The 15980-nt window shown below is 69.3% G+C and carries 12 protein-coding genes, 3 tRNA genes and 4 pseudogenes; 10 read left to right on the forward strand and 9 right to left on the reverse strand.

Annotated features, from left to right (window positions below; genetic code table 11):
- Positions 1 to 105 precede the first annotated feature (105 nt).
- From CWT12_RS06315 to CWT12_RS06325, 3 genes are all read right to left on the reverse strand, one after another.
- A complete protein-coding gene (locus tag CWT12_RS06315; protein WP_161924132.1) occupies positions 106 to 975 on the reverse strand; it encodes a Nif3-like dinuclear metal center hexameric protein in 870 nt (289 codons plus the stop codon).
- 19 nt (positions 976 to 994) lie between these two features.
- Positions 995 to 1078, reverse strand: a tRNA-Leu gene (locus CWT12_RS06320).
- A gap of 25 nt (positions 1079 to 1103) precedes the next feature.
- Positions 1104 to 1194 (reverse strand) — tRNA-Ile (locus CWT12_RS06325).
- 198 nt (positions 1195 to 1392) lie between these two features.
- Between CWT12_RS06325 and CWT12_RS06330 the strand changes: the two genes are divergently transcribed.
- Positions 1393 to 2565: an aminotransferase class I/II-fold pyridoxal phosphate-dependent enzyme gene (locus CWT12_RS06330; RefSeq protein WP_161924133.1), complete on the forward strand. Its 1173-nt coding sequence runs from the start codon at positions 1393 to 1395 to the stop codon at positions 2563 to 2565.
- Between the two features lie 179 nt (positions 2566 to 2744).
- Here CWT12_RS06330 and CWT12_RS14335 read toward each other — a convergent pair.
- The 3 genes and pseudogenes from CWT12_RS14335 to CWT12_RS06345 all read right to left on the reverse strand — a co-directional run.
- Positions 2745 to 3005, reverse strand: a pseudogene (locus tag CWT12_RS14335) (ElyC/SanA/YdcF family protein); the annotation flags it as partial.
- Between the two features lie 92 nt (positions 3006 to 3097).
- Positions 3098 to 3170, reverse strand: a tRNA-Val gene (locus CWT12_RS06340).
- Positions 3171 to 3349: 179 nt separating this feature from the next.
- Complete coding sequence (locus CWT12_RS06345; protein WP_161924134.1) at positions 3350 to 3754, reverse strand: DUF3052 domain-containing protein; 405 nt, start codon at positions 3752 to 3754, stop codon at positions 3350 to 3352.
- A 364-nt stretch (positions 3755 to 4118) separates the two neighbouring features.
- On the opposite strand from CWT12_RS06345, the pseudogene aceE reads away from it, so the two are divergent.
- Positions 4119 to 6871, forward strand: a pseudogene (gene aceE, locus CWT12_RS06350) (pyruvate dehydrogenase (acetyl-transferring), homodimeric type).
- A 64-nt stretch (positions 6872 to 6935) separates the two neighbouring features.
- Here aceE and aspA read toward each other — a convergent pair.
- Positions 6936 to 8399, reverse strand: coding sequence for an aspartate ammonia-lyase (gene aspA / locus CWT12_RS06355; protein WP_161924135.1), 1464 nt, complete (start codon positions 8397 to 8399; stop codon positions 6936 to 6938).
- A gap of 188 nt (positions 8400 to 8587) precedes the next feature.
- On the opposite strand from aspA, the gene CWT12_RS06360 reads away from it, so the two are divergent.
- The 3 genes and pseudogenes from CWT12_RS06360 (at position 8588) to CWT12_RS06370 (ending at position 11476) form a co-directional block, all read left to right on the forward strand.
- On the forward strand, positions 8588 to 9793 hold the full coding sequence (locus tag CWT12_RS06360; protein ID WP_161924136.1) for a PucR family transcriptional regulator: 1206 nt from the start codon (positions 8588 to 8590) through the stop codon (positions 9791 to 9793).
- Between the two features lie 116 nt (positions 9794 to 9909).
- A complete protein-coding gene (locus tag CWT12_RS06365) occupies positions 9910 to 10158 on the forward strand; it encodes an acyl carrier protein (protein WP_161924137.1) in 249 nt (82 codons plus the stop codon).
- Positions 10159 to 10163: 5 nt separating this feature from the next.
- A pseudogene (locus CWT12_RS06370) lies at positions 10164 to 11476 on the forward strand (beta-ketoacyl-[acyl-carrier-protein] synthase family protein).
- 45 nt (positions 11477 to 11521) lie between these two features.
- Here the strand turns inward: CWT12_RS06370 and CWT12_RS06375 are convergent.
- A complete protein-coding gene (locus CWT12_RS06375) occupies positions 11522 to 12022 on the reverse strand; it encodes a DUF3145 domain-containing protein (protein WP_161924138.1) in 501 nt (166 codons plus the stop codon).
- A gap of 165 nt (positions 12023 to 12187) precedes the next feature.
- A complete protein-coding gene (locus CWT12_RS06380; protein ID WP_161924139.1) occupies positions 12188 to 12505 on the reverse strand; it encodes a hypothetical protein in 318 nt (105 codons plus the stop codon).
- A 404-nt stretch (positions 12506 to 12909) separates the two neighbouring features.
- Between CWT12_RS06380 and CWT12_RS13905 the strand changes: the two are divergent.
- The 5 genes and pseudogenes from CWT12_RS13905 to CWT12_RS06405 form a co-directional block, all read left to right on the forward strand.
- Positions 12910 to 13269, forward strand: a pseudogene (locus CWT12_RS13905) (hypothetical protein); the annotation flags it as partial.
- A gap of 23 nt (positions 13270 to 13292) precedes the next feature.
- Positions 13293 to 14261, forward strand: a complete 969-nt coding sequence (locus CWT12_RS06390) for a tyrosine-type recombinase/integrase (RefSeq protein WP_202616287.1) — start codon at positions 13293 to 13295, stop codon at positions 14259 to 14261.
- A 114-nt stretch (positions 14262 to 14375) separates the two neighbouring features.
- The gene (locus CWT12_RS06395; RefSeq protein WP_161924140.1) at positions 14376 to 14876 is read left to right on the forward strand and encodes a hypothetical protein; all 501 of its coding nucleotides are present in this window, start codon (positions 14376 to 14378) and stop codon (positions 14874 to 14876) included.
- Between the two features lie 231 nt (positions 14877 to 15107).
- On the forward strand, positions 15108 to 15404 hold the full coding sequence (locus CWT12_RS06400) for a hypothetical protein (RefSeq protein ID WP_161924141.1): 297 nt from the start codon (positions 15108 to 15110) through the stop codon (positions 15402 to 15404).
- A gap of 109 nt (positions 15405 to 15513) precedes the next feature.
- Entirely contained in the window at positions 15514 to 15918 is a 405-nt protein-coding gene (locus CWT12_RS06405; protein WP_161924142.1) for a helix-turn-helix domain-containing protein, read from the forward strand.
- The last annotated feature ends 62 nt before the right edge of the window (positions 15919 to 15980 follow it).

Below are 15980 nucleotides of genomic sequence, written 5' to 3' on the forward strand. Positions count from 1 at the left end.
TTCGGGGTGGGTATCGAGTTGTTGAGTGGCGGCGCACCCCCTGCGGCCTGCTCCGTGCCCCCGGTGGGCGTGGTCTCGGCCGCGGGCGTGCCCTACGGGGCCGGTTCAGGCCCCGGTGCTTAGGCGCAGCGTCCACGGATCGGTGACGATCTGCGATACGTGCGTCGAAAGTCTATGCCCACGGGCCGCCGCCGCGGACTCCAGCCTGGCTGCCAGCGGTGGCAGCCCAACCCACTCGGTGGCCCAGTGCGTGCCGCACAGCAGGTAGGGCCGACCGGCCTCGAGGTGCTCGCTAGCCGGGTGGTGGCGCAGGTCGGCGGTGAGGAAGACGTCGACGTCGGCGGCACGCGCCGCCTCCAGCAGCGAGTCCCCGGCGCCACCCGATACGGCCATGGTCTCTACGACGGCGTCCGGGTCACCGCCAACCAGGAGCCCGGGCACGGAGTCCGGTAGGGCCGCGGCGACGGCGGCGGCTAAGTCCCGCAGGCGGGTGGGAGCCGCTAGTACTCCCACGCGGCCGATTCCCTGCGCGGGGTCGGCAGGGCTGGGCTGCAGGGGGCGGGCCTGTTGCAGGCCGACGCCGGCGGCGAGCGCGGCAGCCACGCCTCCGTGGGCGGCGTCGAGCGACGTGTGGGCGTTGGCCAGGGCGATACCGGCACGGATAAGCCGGTGCACCACCCTCCCCTTGGGGTCTGTGGCCGCAACGTGGTCGGTGCCGCGCAGATAGAGAGGGTGATGCGTGATGACCATGTCCACGCCCTGCTCTATGGCCTCGTCGACGACGGCGGCCACGGGGTCCACAGCCAGCAGGACGCTGCTGACGGGTTCCTCCGGATCGCCGCAGATCAGCCGGTTTGAGTCCCAGTCCTCAGCGAGTTCGGGAGGCGCGGCGCGGCGCAGCATGGCCTCCACCTCCCCCACTGTCAGCGCCTGGTGGTCGGCGAGTGCGTCGGCGTTGGGCTGCGGCTGCGTCATAGGGCCAGGGTAGCGGTGATGGTGCCCCTGGCGGGTCTCGAACCCGCACGCCCGCAGGCAGCGACTTTTAAGGTCGCCGTGTCTACCGTTCCACCACAGGGGCCAGTCGGTGCTCCGCTACGTTCCAGTACCCCCTCTGGGATTCGAACCCAGGACCATGTGCTTATCAGGCACGGACGAGGTATAAGCTCGCTGCTCTAACCACTGAGCTAAGGGGGCGCGCAGGCGTGTCCGCGGGCGCGGGCGCCTGCCCTGGCGCCGGTCGGGCGACCGACGCAGTAGAGACTATCAGTCAGCGTGGTGGCGAAATTCCCATCCCACACCCTGTGCGTCGCTCGGCAGGCGGACCTAACCTTACTACCCTGATGCATTCGTCTCGCGCAGCCGCTCGGTGCGCACGTCTTCCGGAAGGGAATCATGAAGCTCGCGCAGCGCGCCGTCACAGCTCCGCCGTTCCACGCAATGAGCATCGGAGCACGCGCCCGCGAGATCGAGGCCCGCGGGTACTCGGTCGCAAAGCTCAGTCTGGGCGAGCCCGACTTCGGCGCCCCGCCGGCGGTGTGCGACGCCCTGGCCCGCGTGGCCCACCAGGAACTGCCCTACACGGCAGCAGCGGGGCTGCCACAGCTACGAGAGGCGATCTCCCGCTTCTACCGCGAGCACCATGACGTGCAGGTCGATCCGGAGCGAGTCCTGGTGACCTCGGGGGCCTCCGCGGCGCTGCTGCTGGCCGCCGCCCTGACCACCGAGCCGGGCGACGACGTGGTGATCGCCGACCCCTGCTACCCGTGCAACCGTGAGCTCGTGGCCTCCTTCGGGGGACGCATCGTACTGGCCCCCACGCTTGCCGAGTCCCGGTACCAGCTGGAGCTGGACGCCATGGAGACGGCGTGGACCCCATACACCAACGCCGTCATGATGGCCACGCCGTCGAACCCCACGGGCACCTCCATTCCCTATGCCGAGCTGGACCGGATCTGCCGCGCGGCGCGTGCAGCGGGCGCGTGGCGGATCGTGGATGAGATCTACCTGGGTCTGGCGGATCCGGATGCGCAGGGACGTCCGGCGCGCACGGTGCTGGCACTGGACCCGGAGGCGATCGTGATCTCCAGCTTCTCGAAGTTCTTCGGGATGACGGGATGGCGGCTGGGCTGGGTGGTGCTGCCCGAGTCGCTGGTCGAGCCGGCGCGCAACCTGGCGGTCAACTACTTCCTGTGCGCCTCGACGCCGGCCCAGATCGCCGCCCTGGAGGCGTTCACGCCCCAGTCGCTGGCAGTGTGCGAGCAACGTCGGCGCGAGCTGGTGGAGCGGCGTCACCTGGCGCTCGGACAGCTGCGCCGACTGGGCCTGAACATTCCGGTGGAGCCCGACGGTGCTTTCTACATTTACTTCGACGTCTCCGATACGGGGCTGTCCTCGTGGGACTTCTGCATGCGGGCGCTCGATGAGGCGCATGTGGCGCTGACGCCGGGGCGCGACTTCGGGGTGCGCACCGCCGAGTCGCACGTGCGCTTGTCGTACGCGGCCTCCCGGGAGGAGATCACCGAGGGCTTGAAGCGCCTGGGCCGCTTCATGAGCACCCTGGCTTGACCGCACGCCAGCACACGCCGCAGCCCCGCCATGCCGGTGGCTGAGTCACGCGCCCAACCCGGCCCCCATACCGACAGACCCAGGTCAATCATTCCCGCCAGGGCGGTTCCGGGCTTGTGCAGCAGGCGCTCGCCCGGCCGGTAATCATCCGCTCGGGCCAGCCGGGCAGCCAGATCGGGGCGCTGCTGGTGCAGGAAGAGCCTGGCCTTGAGTGCATGCACGGAGTCGGAGACGATGACGATGCGGGAGCAGTGCTCGATCAGGGGGATGACTGCGGCGACATTCTCCCAGGTGGAGCGGCTCGCCGCCTCAAGCACGAGCGGACCGGTGTAGCCGCGGCCGCCCACTGCGTAGCGGGCCATGAGCTCCGCCTCCGGCACGCGGCCCAAACCGCGCCCCTCCCCCGCAGCCAGAATCCCGGCGACGGCGCCCGCTGCCAGCGGCGCCTGCGTCGGGTACTAGCCACGGCACTCCTCTCGGTGCTGCGCATGAGACTGGCCGCCTGGGGTCAGCGGCGCCCGAGGGCGATGGGTGGACCCGGCCGGGCTCGAACCGACGACCTACGCGGTGTAAACGCGTTGCTCTACCAACTGAGCTACAGGTCCGTGCCCGCCACTGGTGAAAGCGGCGGCGCGGGACATTCTAGCGCCGTCGACGGCCGTCCACGGCAACGGGGACCGGCGGGTCGCCCTACGGGGAGCAGCGAGGCACAGTGCCCCAGCCGACGTCGTCTCCCGGCACGCCGTCCCGCTCAGCGCCCGCCCAGTGCCTGCTCAATGCCCGCTCAGTGCCTGCGGCTGGAGACGCGGATACCGCTCCAGCGCTCCCCCATTGAGGCCGCGGAGGTCGCGTGCATGCCGGCTGTTCGCGCCGCCTCCTCGATCTCGGTGGCGTCAACCGCCCCGGTGGTGCGCGCCTTGGGGGTCAGAACCCACACCAGGCCGTCACCGTCGAGGTTGGCCTGGGCGTCAACCAGCAGGTCGGTCAGGTCGTCGATGTCACCGTCGTCGTCGCGCCACCAGATGATTGCGGAGTCCGCAACGTCCTCGAAGTCCTCGTCCACGAGCTCGGTGCCGGTCTGGGCCTCGGCGGCCTGTCGTAGGGCCTCGTCGACGTCGTCGTCGTATCCGAATTCCTGGATGATCAGACCGGGGGCGAAGCCGAAGGCTCCGGCCGCTGTACTCGCCACTGCTGTTCTCTCCGTTTCATGCCGGGGCCGCTTGGCCCGTGCGTCGGCCGCCTTCGCGGCACTCGGTTCTAGCTACTGCACTAGCCCACCGCACCAGACCCGCCGGACGCAAGCGAACACGCCCGAGAGCACGACGCCCGCCCGCGGGATCCTTCAGAGCCGCCGCCTGTAATACACGCCACAACGTGCTCGAGGCCACATCTGCTCTGGGACTTTATTCCCGATTTTGGGTGCGTCGGAGCGCCTCCGCCTCCTAGATTAGGAGTGCTAGTAGCGCACGCGACCGGCGCGGCGGGCGATGCCCTCGGCACACCGCCTGCCGCGCCCCGTCTAAGCCGCCCGGACACGAAGAAAGAGGATCTCCGTGAGCCCTACCAACGACTTCACTCCACTAATCGACGGCCTGCTGCACAAGGTCGCGGACAATGATCCGGACGAGACCGGCGAGTGGCGTGACTCCCTCGACGCCCTCATCGCGGACAAGGGCGGACCCCGGGCCCGCTTCATCCTGCTGAACCTGCTCGCCGAGGCGCGCCGCAAGAACGTGACCGTGCCGGCACAGACCACCACGCCCTACGTCAACACCATCGACGTCGTTGACGAGCCCTACTACCCCGGCGACGAGGACGTTGAGCGCACATACCGCCGTTGGCTGCGGTGGAACGCCGCCGTGATGGTTACCCGGGCACAGCGGCCCGGCATCAGCGTCGGCGGGCACATCTCCTCCTATGCCTCCACCGCCACCCTCTACGAGGTCGGCTTCAACCACTTCTTCCGCGGCAAGGACCACCCCGGCGGAGGCGACCACGTCTTCTTCCAGGGGCATGCCTCCCCCGGTAACTATGCCCGCGCCTTCCTGGAGGGCCGGCTGACCGAGGCGGACCTGGACGGGTTCCGGCAGGAGGTCTCCCGGCCGGCCGGCGGGCGGGGCCTGCCCTCCTACCCGCACCCGCGGCGCATGGAGGACTTCTGGGAGTACCCCACCGTCTCGATGGGGCTGGGGCCGGCGGAGGCCATCTACCAGGCCTGGTTCGACCGCTACCTGCAGGGCGCCGGCATCAAGGACACCTCCGCCCAGCACACCTGGGCCTTCCTGGGCGACGGGGAGATGGACGAGCCGGAGTCCCGCGGCATGCTGCAGCTGGCCGCCTCCCAGCAGCTGGACAACCTCACCTTCGTGGTCAACTGCAACCTCCAGCGGCTCGACGGGCCGGTGCGCGGCAACGGCAAGATCATTCAGGAGCTGGAGGCCTGCTTCAAGGGTGCGGGCTGGAACGTCATCAAGGTGATCTGGGGGCGCGGCTGGGACCGGCTGCTCGCGGCGGACAAGGACCACGCCCTGGAGCACCTGATGATGGAGACGCTCGACGGCGACTACCAGACCTTCAAGGCCAACGACGGCGCCTACGTGCGCGAGCACTTCTTCGGTCGCGACCCGCGCACGGCCAAGCTGGTGGAGAACTGGACGGATGAGGAGATCTGGGCCCTCCAACGCGGCGGCAACGACTACCACAAGATGTACGCCGCCTACAAGGCGGCCACCGAGCACAAGGGCCAGCCCACCGTCATCCTGGCGCAGACGGTCAAGGGCTACCTGTTGGGCTCCCACTTCGCCGGCCGCAACGCCACCCACCAGATGAAGAAGCTGGGCCTGGAGGACCTCAAGGGGCTGCGCGACCGCCTGCACATCCCGATCAGCGACGCCGAGCTCGAGGCGAATCCGAAGCTGCCTCCCTACTACCGCCCCGAGCCGGACGACCCGGCGCTGGCCTACATGCTTGAGCGGCGCCGCCGCCTGGGGGCTTCCTGCCCGAGCGCCGTGACCCCGGCGCGCAGCTGCAGCTGCCCGGTGACGCCCCCTACGAGATCCTCAAGGGCGGCTCCGGAAAGCAGCAGGTCGCCAGCACCATGGCCTTCGTGCGGCTGCTCAAGGAGCTGATCAAGGACGAGCACATCGGACGGCGCATCGTGCCGATCGTGCCGGACGAGTCCCGCACATTCGGGCTGGAGTCGCTGTTCCCCACCCGCAAGATCTTCAACACCCAGGGCCAGAACTACACGCCGGTGGACGCGGAGATGATGCTGTCCTACCGGGAGTCGACCTCCGGGCAGATCATGCACACCGGCATCAACGAGGCTGGCTCGGCCGCGCTGTTCCAGGTGGCCGGCACCAGCTACTCCACCCACGGGGAGCCGATGATCCCCGTTTACATCTTCTACTCGATGTTCGGCTTCCAGCGCACCGGCGACCAGTTCTGGGCGGCCGGCGACCAGCTCACGCGCGGCTTCATCATCGGCGCCACCGCAGGCCGCACCACCCTTACCGGTGAAGGCACCCAGCACATGGACGGGCACTCCCCCCTGCTGGCTGCCACCAACGAGGCGGTGGTCACCTACGATCCGGCCTACGCCTACGAGATCCGGCACATCGTGCGCGACGCGCTTGAGCGCTGGTATGGGCCGGATTCCGGCCGCAACCGGGACGTCATGTACTACCTGACGGTGTACAACGAGCCGATCCACCAGCCGGCCGAGCCCGCAGACGCTGACGTCGAGGGGATTCTCCGGGGCATTCACCGCCTCGACGTGCCGCCCGAGGGCGACGGGCCCGAGGTGCAGCTGCTCGCCTCGGGCGTGGCAGTTCCCTGGGTGCAGGAGGCTCGCCGCCTTCTGGCCGAGGACTGGGGAGTGCGCGCCGGCGTGTGGTCGGTGACCAGCTGGAACGAGCTGCGCCGCGAGGCCCTGGAGGCTGAGCAGCACAACCTCCTGCACCCGGATGAGCCGGCCCGCGTGCCCTACCTGACCGCCAAGCTGGGTGAGGCCTCCGGTCCATTCATCGCCACCAGCGACTTCGACCACCTGGTGCCTGACCAGATCCGCGCCTGGGTTCCCGGGGACTTCCACACCCTGGGCGCCGACGGCTTCGGCTTCTCCGACACGCGCGCAGCCGCCCGCCGCCACTACCTGATCGATGCCGAGTCAGTGGTGGTCAAGACGCTCCAGGCGCTGGTGGCACAGGGGCGGATGGACCGCTCCGTGCTATCCCAGGCCATCGCCCGCTACCAGCTTCGGGACCCCGCCGCCGGCCGGTCTGGTTCCCAGGGCGGGGAGTCCTGAGCGCTCCCATCGCCAGGACGCAGGGGCGGCGTCGGCGGGCCAACCCGCCGACGCCGCCCCTGCCTCAACCCTCAACCACGGCACGCGCATCCTCGCCCGAGCCTGAGTGGTGGCCGGCGTCCCGGTAGCGCGGGCGCATCAGGTTCTCCGGGCTGAGCAGCTCATCCAGCGTAGCCTCGTCCAGCAGCCCCATCTCCAGCACCACCTCGCGGACGTTGCGCCCGCTCCGGGCGCACTCACGTCCCACCAGGTCACCGTTGCGGTGACCAATCACCTCGTTCAAGTAGGTGACTATGCCGATGGAGTTCATGACGTTACGGCGGCACACCTCCGCATTGGCCTCAATACCTACCACGCACAGCTCCCTGAGCGTCACCAGGGCGTGACGCAGCAGCCGGATCGACTCGAAGCACGCCTGGGCGATCACGGGCTCCATGACGTTAAGCTGCAGCTGCCCGGCCTCGGCCGCCATCGTCACCGTCAGGTCGTTGCCGATCACCTTGAAGCAAACCTGGTTAACCACCTCGGGGATAACCGGGTTGACCTTCGCGGGCATGATCGAGGAGCCGGCCTGCCGCTCCGGGAGCCGGATCTCGGCCAGGCCCGCACGCGGCCCGGAGGACAGCAGCCGCAGGTCATTGCAGATCTTGGACAGCTTCACGGCCAGGCGCTTGATGGCGGCGTGCATGGAGACGTAGGCGCCGGTGTCACCGGTGGCCTCCAGCAGGTTGTGGGCACCGGTAACCCTCAGCCCGGTCACCTCACGCAGGTGGCGTACCACCGCCTGGCGGTATCCGGGTGGAGTGTTCAGGCCGGTGCCGATCGCCGTCGCCCCCAGGTTGACCTCCAGCAGCAGCGCCGAGTTGTTCATCAGCCGGGGGATCTCCTCGTCCAGTAGCTCCGCGAAGGCGCGGAACTCCGATCCCAGGCTCATGGGTACCGCGTCCTGCAACTGGGTGCGGCCCATCTTGAGCACGTCGGCGAACTCCTTGCCCTTGGCCAGCAGGGCGTCGATCAGGTCGCACAGGTCCATCTCCAGTCCGTTGACGGCACGGTAGACCCCCAGGCGGAACCCCGTGGGGTAGGCGTCATTGGTGGACTGGGACTTGTTGACGTGGTCATTGGGGTTGACGATGTCGTAGCGGCCCTTGGCGTAGCCCAGGTGCTCCAGGGCCAGGTTGGCGATCACCTCGTTGGTATTCATGTTGACGCTGGTACCCGCACCGCCCTGGAATACATCAATGGGGAACTGGTCCAGGCAGCGCCCCTCCACCAGCACCTGGTCACACGCCCAGGTGATCGCATCGGCGATCTGCGGACTTATGGTGCCCAGCTCCTTGTTGGTCAGGGCGGAGGCCTTCTTTACCTCCACCATGCCCCGCACGAACTCCTCCTGGTCGCCAACGGTCTCCTTGGAGATGCGGAAGTTCTCGGTGGCGCGCAGGGTGTGAATCCCCCAGTACACGTCCAGGGGAACCTGGCGGGTACCGAGCAGGTCCTCCTCGGTGCGGGTTGCTGGTGAAGCCATGGGTTTCCCTAACTCCGTGCCGCGATGCGCGGGCCGTCGTCGAGCCGGGCCGGTAGTGGAGTCGACGGCGCCTCCCCCGGCCCGACCCTACCGAGGGTCATGGAATAACCACGCGATTGACACCCGTTAGAGGCTGCCGTCGAGGTACGGCGGTTCGCTTCCCGGCGTCGGCTCGCTAGCATCAGCACATGGACCAGCTCAGCGCCCCGTCGGTCACCGCTCTGCGGCAGGCGCAGAATACCCTCATCGAGCACTCCCTGGACCGCATCAGTGCGGCGCACCCGTGGTACAACACGCTGCCGGCCACATCCCGGGCGCAGATCCAGACGGTCGCCCGGCTGGGGGTGAGCATGTTCGTCGACTCGGTGGGCGAGCAGTCGGACGCAGCCGCCCCCTCGGAGATCTTCAACGTCGCCCCCGTGGCCCTGACCGGCACGGTCACGCTGGAGCAGACCCTGGAGCTGGTGCGCACCGTCGTAGACGTCGTGGAGGAGCAGGCCCCGGACGCGGTGCCGGCTGCCGATCATGATGCGGTCCGCTTCCATGTCCTGACCTTCGGCCGTGACGTCGGCTTCGCCGCGGCAAAGGTGTATGCCCGCGTGGCGGAGGCACGCGGCGCCTGGGACGCCCGCCTGGAGTCGGTCGCGGTGGACGCCATGCTGCACGACTCCTCCGAGGACGCGGCCACGCGCGCGAGCGCGGCCGGCTGGAGGGGCACCGGCCCCGTGATTGTAATCGTCGCCCGCACGACGCTCGATGCCCTGGCCGCATCGCGCCTGCGCCATGAATGCCGACAACACGTCAGCGACTGCCTGGTGTCCGTGCACGGCGACTCGGTGGTCGTGGTGCTCGGCGGCCAGGCGGAAAAGGAGACTGGGGACAGGGCCGCGCCCTCCCCGGAGGGCCTGGCCACCGCGGCCGACCGCATCGCCTCCAGCCTCGGCGGGGCCGTGGTCATCGGACCGGTGGTTTCAGGCGTGGCTCAGGCCGGCCGCTCGCTGCGCTCCGCGCTGGCGGGCCTGCGTGCCCTGCCCGGCTGGGCGGAGGCGCCCAACCCGGTACGCGCAGACGACCTGCTGCCCGAGCGGATGCTTGCGGGGGACCCCCTGGCCGCCGAGCAGATTCAGGTTCTGGTGACCGAGCCGCTGCGAGCCATGGGCGACCTATACGAGGAGACCGTCGCCACGTACCTGGCCCTTGGCCGGAGCCTGGAGATGACCGCACGTACCCTGTTCGTCCATGCCAACACCGTGCGCTACAGGCTGGGGCGAGTCAGCAAGCAGATCGGCTGGGACGCCACCGACGCCCGCGACGGCCTGGTCCTGCACCTGGCAGTCATTGTGGGCCGCCTGGCCACCGGAGAGGACGAACAGCCACCCTATGTGGGACAATAGTCCCACAATATAACGGGACTTCCCGCGCATGCAGGGCACCGCTACGTGCCCGTAGCGCCTACCTCCCGCTCTACTCAACCGCAGTTCAAACCCACATCACTGGTTTAGGAGTTCTCATGGCTGACGCGCCCGCCGACGTCCTCGCCGTCGTTACCGAGATTGTCGCCGAGGAGGCCGGCGTCGATACCTCTCTGGTCACCCCGGCATCCCGCTTCGCCGACGACCTGGACATCGATTCCCTGGGCTTGCTGACGATCGCCACCCAGGTGGAGGAGCGCTTCGGGATCGCCCTGGACGACTCCCTCATCCCCACCCTCCCGACCGTAGAGGCCCTGGTGGAACTGGTCAGCAAGCGGCGGGCCTGAGCGGGATGCCACTGCCACCACCCGCATCCGGGCCCGGGGCACTGACCTCCCGCAGCATCGTCGTCACGGGCCTGGGAAGCACTAACCCGCTGGCCGGCGATGTACCCGGCACCTGGCGGGCGCTGCGTGCCGGCCACCCGGCAGTACGCGCACTGGCTACCGATTGGGCGGGCGAGCTGCCGGTGCAGATCGGTGCGCCGCTCGCCGTTGAGCCCGGCGAGACGCTCACCGCCAGGCAGCGGCGACGCCTGGACCGCTCCAGCCAGTGCGCGCTGGTGGCAGCCCAGGAGGCGTGGGCGCAAGCGGGCTCTCCGCAGGTGGACGCCCAGCGGCTGGCAGTCTCCCTCTCCCCCGGGATAGGGCCGGTGCTTTCGGTAATGCAGGCCTGGGATGCCTTGCGCGAGCACGGCCCCAGGCGGGTGGCGCCGACGGCGATTCCCGCACTTATGCCCAATGCGCCAGCCGCAGCGGTGGGCCTGGAGCTGGGTGCGCGGGCCGGTGTGCACGCACCCGTGTCGGCATGCGCCTCCGGGGCGGAGGCGATTGCCTACGGTGCCGACCTGATCGCCCTGGGCAGGGCCGATGTGGTCCTAGCAGGTGGCACGGACGCAGCCCTGCACCCGATGGTGGTGGCGGCCTTCGCCGCCATGCGGGCACTGTCCGTCCGCAACCACGATCCCGCCACCGCATCCAGGCCCTTCGCGCCGGACCGCGACGGATTCGTGCTCGGGGAGGGTGCCGGCGTGCTGGTTCTGGAGGCCGCCGAGCATGCCGCGGCCCGCGGCGCCCAGCCCCTGGCCCGCCTTGCGGGCGCCGCCGTGACTGCCGACGGTTACGATCCGGTGCGCCCACAGCCCTCCGGCGAGCAGCAGGAGCGGGCGCTGCGGGAGGCACTGCGCCGCGGCGGCCTGCGGGCCGAGCAGGTCGGGCACGTCAACGCCCACGCCACTTCCACCCCCGCCGGTGACGCAGTGGAGGCTGCGGTGCTCGCGCGCAGCGTGCCGGCCGCAGGCGTGTCTGCCACGAAGTCTCTGACTGGGCATCTGCTCGGGGAGCCGGCGGCCTGGAGGCCGTGCTGACGATTATGGCGCTACAGGAGCGGTGGCTGCCGCCGACGCTGCTGCCCGGCGGCGTCGACCCGGCCATTGCCGAACTCGGCCTGGACGTGGTGGGGCCGACCGGGCGAGACGCCCCCGGGCTGGAAGCGGCTGTGAGCACGTCGTTCGGCTTCGGCGGACACAACGTGGCGCTTGCCTTCACCCGCATCCCCGCCGCCCCTTCACCGAGTTCGGCTGAACTTACGTGTCGAGGCCGGTAGATACGGCTGTGGGCACCTGCGGCGAGGCGCCGGGCGGGCGATGAGTCAGCCGACTCGGTGCAGCCAGCGCACGGGCGCCCCGGCGCCGGCGTAGCGGAAGGGTTCGAGCTCGTCGTCCCAGGCCTGTCCGAGGGCCAGATCCAGCTGGCGACGCATGACCGCGGGCTGGTCGGAATGGGCCAGCGCTGCCCGCACCCGGTCCTCGGGGATTACCACGTTGCCGTGCACATCGGTCTGGGCGTGGAAGATACCCAGGTCGGGGGTGTGCGACCAGCGCCCGCCGTCGTAGCCGGGCGACGCCTCCTCAGTGACCTCGTAGCGGAGATTCGCCCACCCCCGCAGGGCGCTGGTGAGCTGGGCGCCGGTACCGACACGTCCCACCCAGCTGGTCTCGGCGCGCATCATCCCGGGTGCGGCAGGCTGGTCGGTCCACTCGAAGTGGACACGACTACCTAGCACCTCGGCCACCGCCCATTCAATGTGCGGGCACAGGGCGCGGGGCGCGGAGTGCACGAAAAGTACACCGCGGGTGTATGCACCGTTCACGGGGATCGCCTCCTGGTTGTTCCGAGATTCGTCTTCCCCAACGTTCTCGAATCATCCGGGCGCTCGACGTGACGCACGCGGCGTGCAGTCTCATGCTGCCAGAGCCGACGGCGCAATGCCAGCCGCCGGGCCGACCTCACCGGTTACTGAGACGTCTTGTCCGTCTCAGGTCGTGCCGACGGCGCGGCGGGCGCGGATCACGGCGATGTGGCCGACGATCTGCGCGTAGTAGTGGCGGGCGGTCTCCCAGGGGTCGTCCGCGAACAGGATGGTGTCCTCCTCGACGGGCACCAGCGCTTCCTCGGTGACGTCGATGCCGCGCTCGACGCACATCCTCAGCACGTCCGCGGCGCCGATGAACTGCTCACCGCCACGGAACTCGTCCAGCCTATTGCTACTGAGAGGAAGCCCGAGCTTGGGCAGCGCTTCCTCGAGGAGGAGTACGTACTCCTCCTCAATGCCGTCCTCACGGGTGATCTTCATGCCCACACAGGGATGCTAGCTTCGAGGCAAACCGCCCGCAGGCTTTCCAGCTTGCCTGCCCTCCCATCCTCACGCAGCAGGCGGCCATTTCACGGATCCCAGCCCGCGAACGACTTAGTGCGCTGCGTGGGCAGATCATGGCATACACGGCAGGAAGCGTGGCGCTACTGTCCTTCGTAGGCTCCCTGGCGGTGCTGGACGCCGAACGCGGAGCGCCGGGCCCCCAAACGACCCCCTGCGCCCGGCCGAGCACGACCTCATCAGCCCGAGAACGTCCCCCACGCGGCGAATACGACCTCATCCGCCCGAGAACGACCCTCGAGCACGATCGCCACACCACACTCCCCGCCCGCCGCGCCGCCGGGACACGCGCCATCAACCACTCACCGAACCGCTGCCGAGCCACCGCGGTACTCCTCATGATTGGCGGCGTAGCGCTGATCGGTGTGGTGACCGCCACCCTCGCCTCCTGGATCATCTCCCTAGTCACAGAGGAGAACGCCGAGCAGGAGGCGGCTACACGTGCTCAGGTCGCAGACCTACGCGACCAGATCACTGCGCTATCCGAACGGGTCCAGCGCCTCACAGAGCCAACCGCCGCAGTCGCGGGCGCCGCTGTGGACGAAGACAAAAAGAGCCCCGCCCTCAAGGGCGAGGCTTACGCTCGGCTCCCGCGGTTGGACTCGAACCAACAACCCTCCGGTTCACAGCGCGTGATCACACTGCCCGTGGTTGAGCGACGGGCACTCACCATCGCCGCCTAGCGCAGCGATTGCGAGCACGCATCATGACAGCCACGATCCAGCAGCTCCGGTCACGGCTCGTCCCCCGCAGAGACACGGTGGGCTCACGCGCCGGCCCCGCCTCACCCGCAGCCGCCGGGTGCCAGATCATCCCCATCTCCCGGGCCACCAGCACGGCAACGACGCCCGCCGCGGGAGACAGGGGAACCGCCGCAATGCTCACCTGGGAGGACACCACCGCCCGCTGGACCACCGCACTCGCCGCCGCCGGACGCAGCAAGGGCACCATCCGCCTCTACCGCCACCACGTCATGCGCGCAGCCCGGCTCGTGCCATCCTCGCCCGAGGACGTCACCACCGACGACCTACGACAGATCCTCGCCGGAGACTGGGCACCAGACACCCGCAAAAGCATCCGGACCGCACTCACCGGGTTTTTCCGATGGCTGCACGCCGAGGAACTCATCGCCGAGGACCCGGCCGCACGCCTCGCCCCCGTCAGCGTGCCACCCGGAGTCGCCCGCCCCGCACCCGAGGATGTCATCGCCCGAGCGCTGGCCGAGGCGGAGCCGAGGACACGCGCGATGATCATGCTCGGCGCCTACGCCGGGCTGCGAGCCGCCGAGATCTCCGCCGTCGACGTCACCCGCTACGACGGCGCCGGCCTCTACGTCACCGGCAAGGGCGGCAAAACCAGGTACGTGCCCATCATCCGCGACGACCTGCACGCCATCCTCCGGGACGCGCAACGCCGCGGCGAGAGGTGGCTGTTCCCCGGAGGCACCGGCGGGCACCTCTCCCCCGGACACGTGACAAAACTCGTCTCCGCCGCCCTGCCCGACGGGTGGACCGCCCACACTCTCCGCCACAGGTGCGCCACCGCTATGTTCGCCGGCACACGCGACCTGCTCGCTGTCGGCGCCGTCCTCGGCCACAGCAGGCCCGAGACCACCCAGCGCTACGTGCGCATGCCCACCGACGCACTCACCCGAGCCGTCCAGGCAGCCGCCTGACCGCTAACATTGCAATTGCACGCAATGCGGTAACAACCGTCTCATAACCGCAACGCCAGCGTGCAAGACGGGGCAGACTCCGATCACTCACCCATCCCCACCAAGGAGGCACCCATGACCGCACCCGCTCCCGGCCCGCAGAAGAAGCCGATCTGGAAGCGCTGGTGGTTCATCGCCGCCGCCGTCGTCATCGCCGTCGTCGTCATCGCCCAGCTAAGCGGCGGCAGCGACACCTCCAGCGACACGGAGACCACAGCAGCCACGTCCGAGACCCAGTCCGAGCAGGCCAGCGGAGACGACACCAGCACCGACGAGGAAGAGGCCGAGGAGACCCCGAGCAAGACCATCACGCTCAAGGCGGAGGCCTCCGGCTCCGGCACCGTCCTGTGGATGCACGACGGGTCCTCCCACTCCGAGGACTTCACCGGCGAGTGGAGCCAGGAGCTCCCCTACGAGTCCGGTGACTGGTCCGTCTCCGTCACCGGCGACATCTTCAACGAAGACGACTCACAGACCATGAGCTGCGAAATCCTCGTCGACGGCGAGCAGGAGGACAGCTCCTCAGGGTCCGGCAGCGCAGGCTCCGCCTACTGCAGCCACTACAGCCTGTGGTGACACCGTAAGACACACGACAATACCGCCGCCCCCACACCCAACCGGGTGTGGGGGCGGCCTTCGCGCCACGGCCAGGCGGGCGCTTTGCCTGGGCTGCGGCAGATCGAGGCGTGACGATGTTGTGACCCGGTTCACTCCCCCACGTGTTGCCCTACGGGATATCCCGTAGGTATAGTTGGGGGTGTCGGGAGGCCACAGGGGCCAACCACCTAGCCACAAGGGAGCAAGACAATGACCACCACCGAGATCACCGCCAACTTCTTCCACCGCTTCGGCCTGGGCGACGACCTGGACGCCATCACCGCCGCCATGGTCGGCGACTTCGCCGCCGACTTCGACACCGAGCGCCTGGCCGGCCTGATCCTCGACGAGATCCGCGCCGCCGTGGAGGACCTGGGCGTGACCGTCACCGCCTCCGGCATCGCCTACCGGGACGCCGCCCGCGAGGTCACCGACCAGGAGATCCGCGAGGCCCTGGACGGCGTGCTCGACGACCAGGCCGCCCTGCTGGACGCCGCCGCCCGCTGAGCACGATAGCGGCCCCGCCGGAGGGATGCAGTCTCCGGCGGGGCCGCGCCCTAGCCACAGGGCAGCACAGACCCTACCCGACGCCTCTGACACGACAGGAGACCGCACCATGACCCGCCCCTATGATCACGCCGCCGAGACAGATGCGATCCGCGGCTGGCTCGGCCCACTCGCCCACGGCACCGACACCGACGCCGCGGAGGAGCGCGTGGAGCGCGTGCGCACCGCCTGGCACGCCGTCAACCAGGCCGCCGCCTGGGACGCCGACGACACCACCGGGCGGCAGGCCGCCGCCGACGCCGCCGCACAGTACATGCTCGGAGACCTCACCGTCGCCCAGGCCGCCGACGCCGTACTACGCGCCCGCGCGGTACTAGCCGACGCCGAGGACCGGCTGCGCGGTACCTGCCTGGCCGCACTGGCCGACGGGCGCGGCGTCACAAAAATCGCCCGCGAGGCAGGAGTGGCCACCAACACCGTGTACCGGTGGCGCGACGGCAGGACCGACCAGTGACGGTATTGTGACCGGCAACACCTCCCCCAATATTGCCCTACGGGATATCCCTAGGGTATAGT

It is taken from the genome of Actinomyces sp. 432, from assembly GCF_009930875.1.
Lineage (GTDB): Bacteria > Actinomycetota > Actinomycetes > Actinomycetales > Actinomycetaceae > Actinomyces.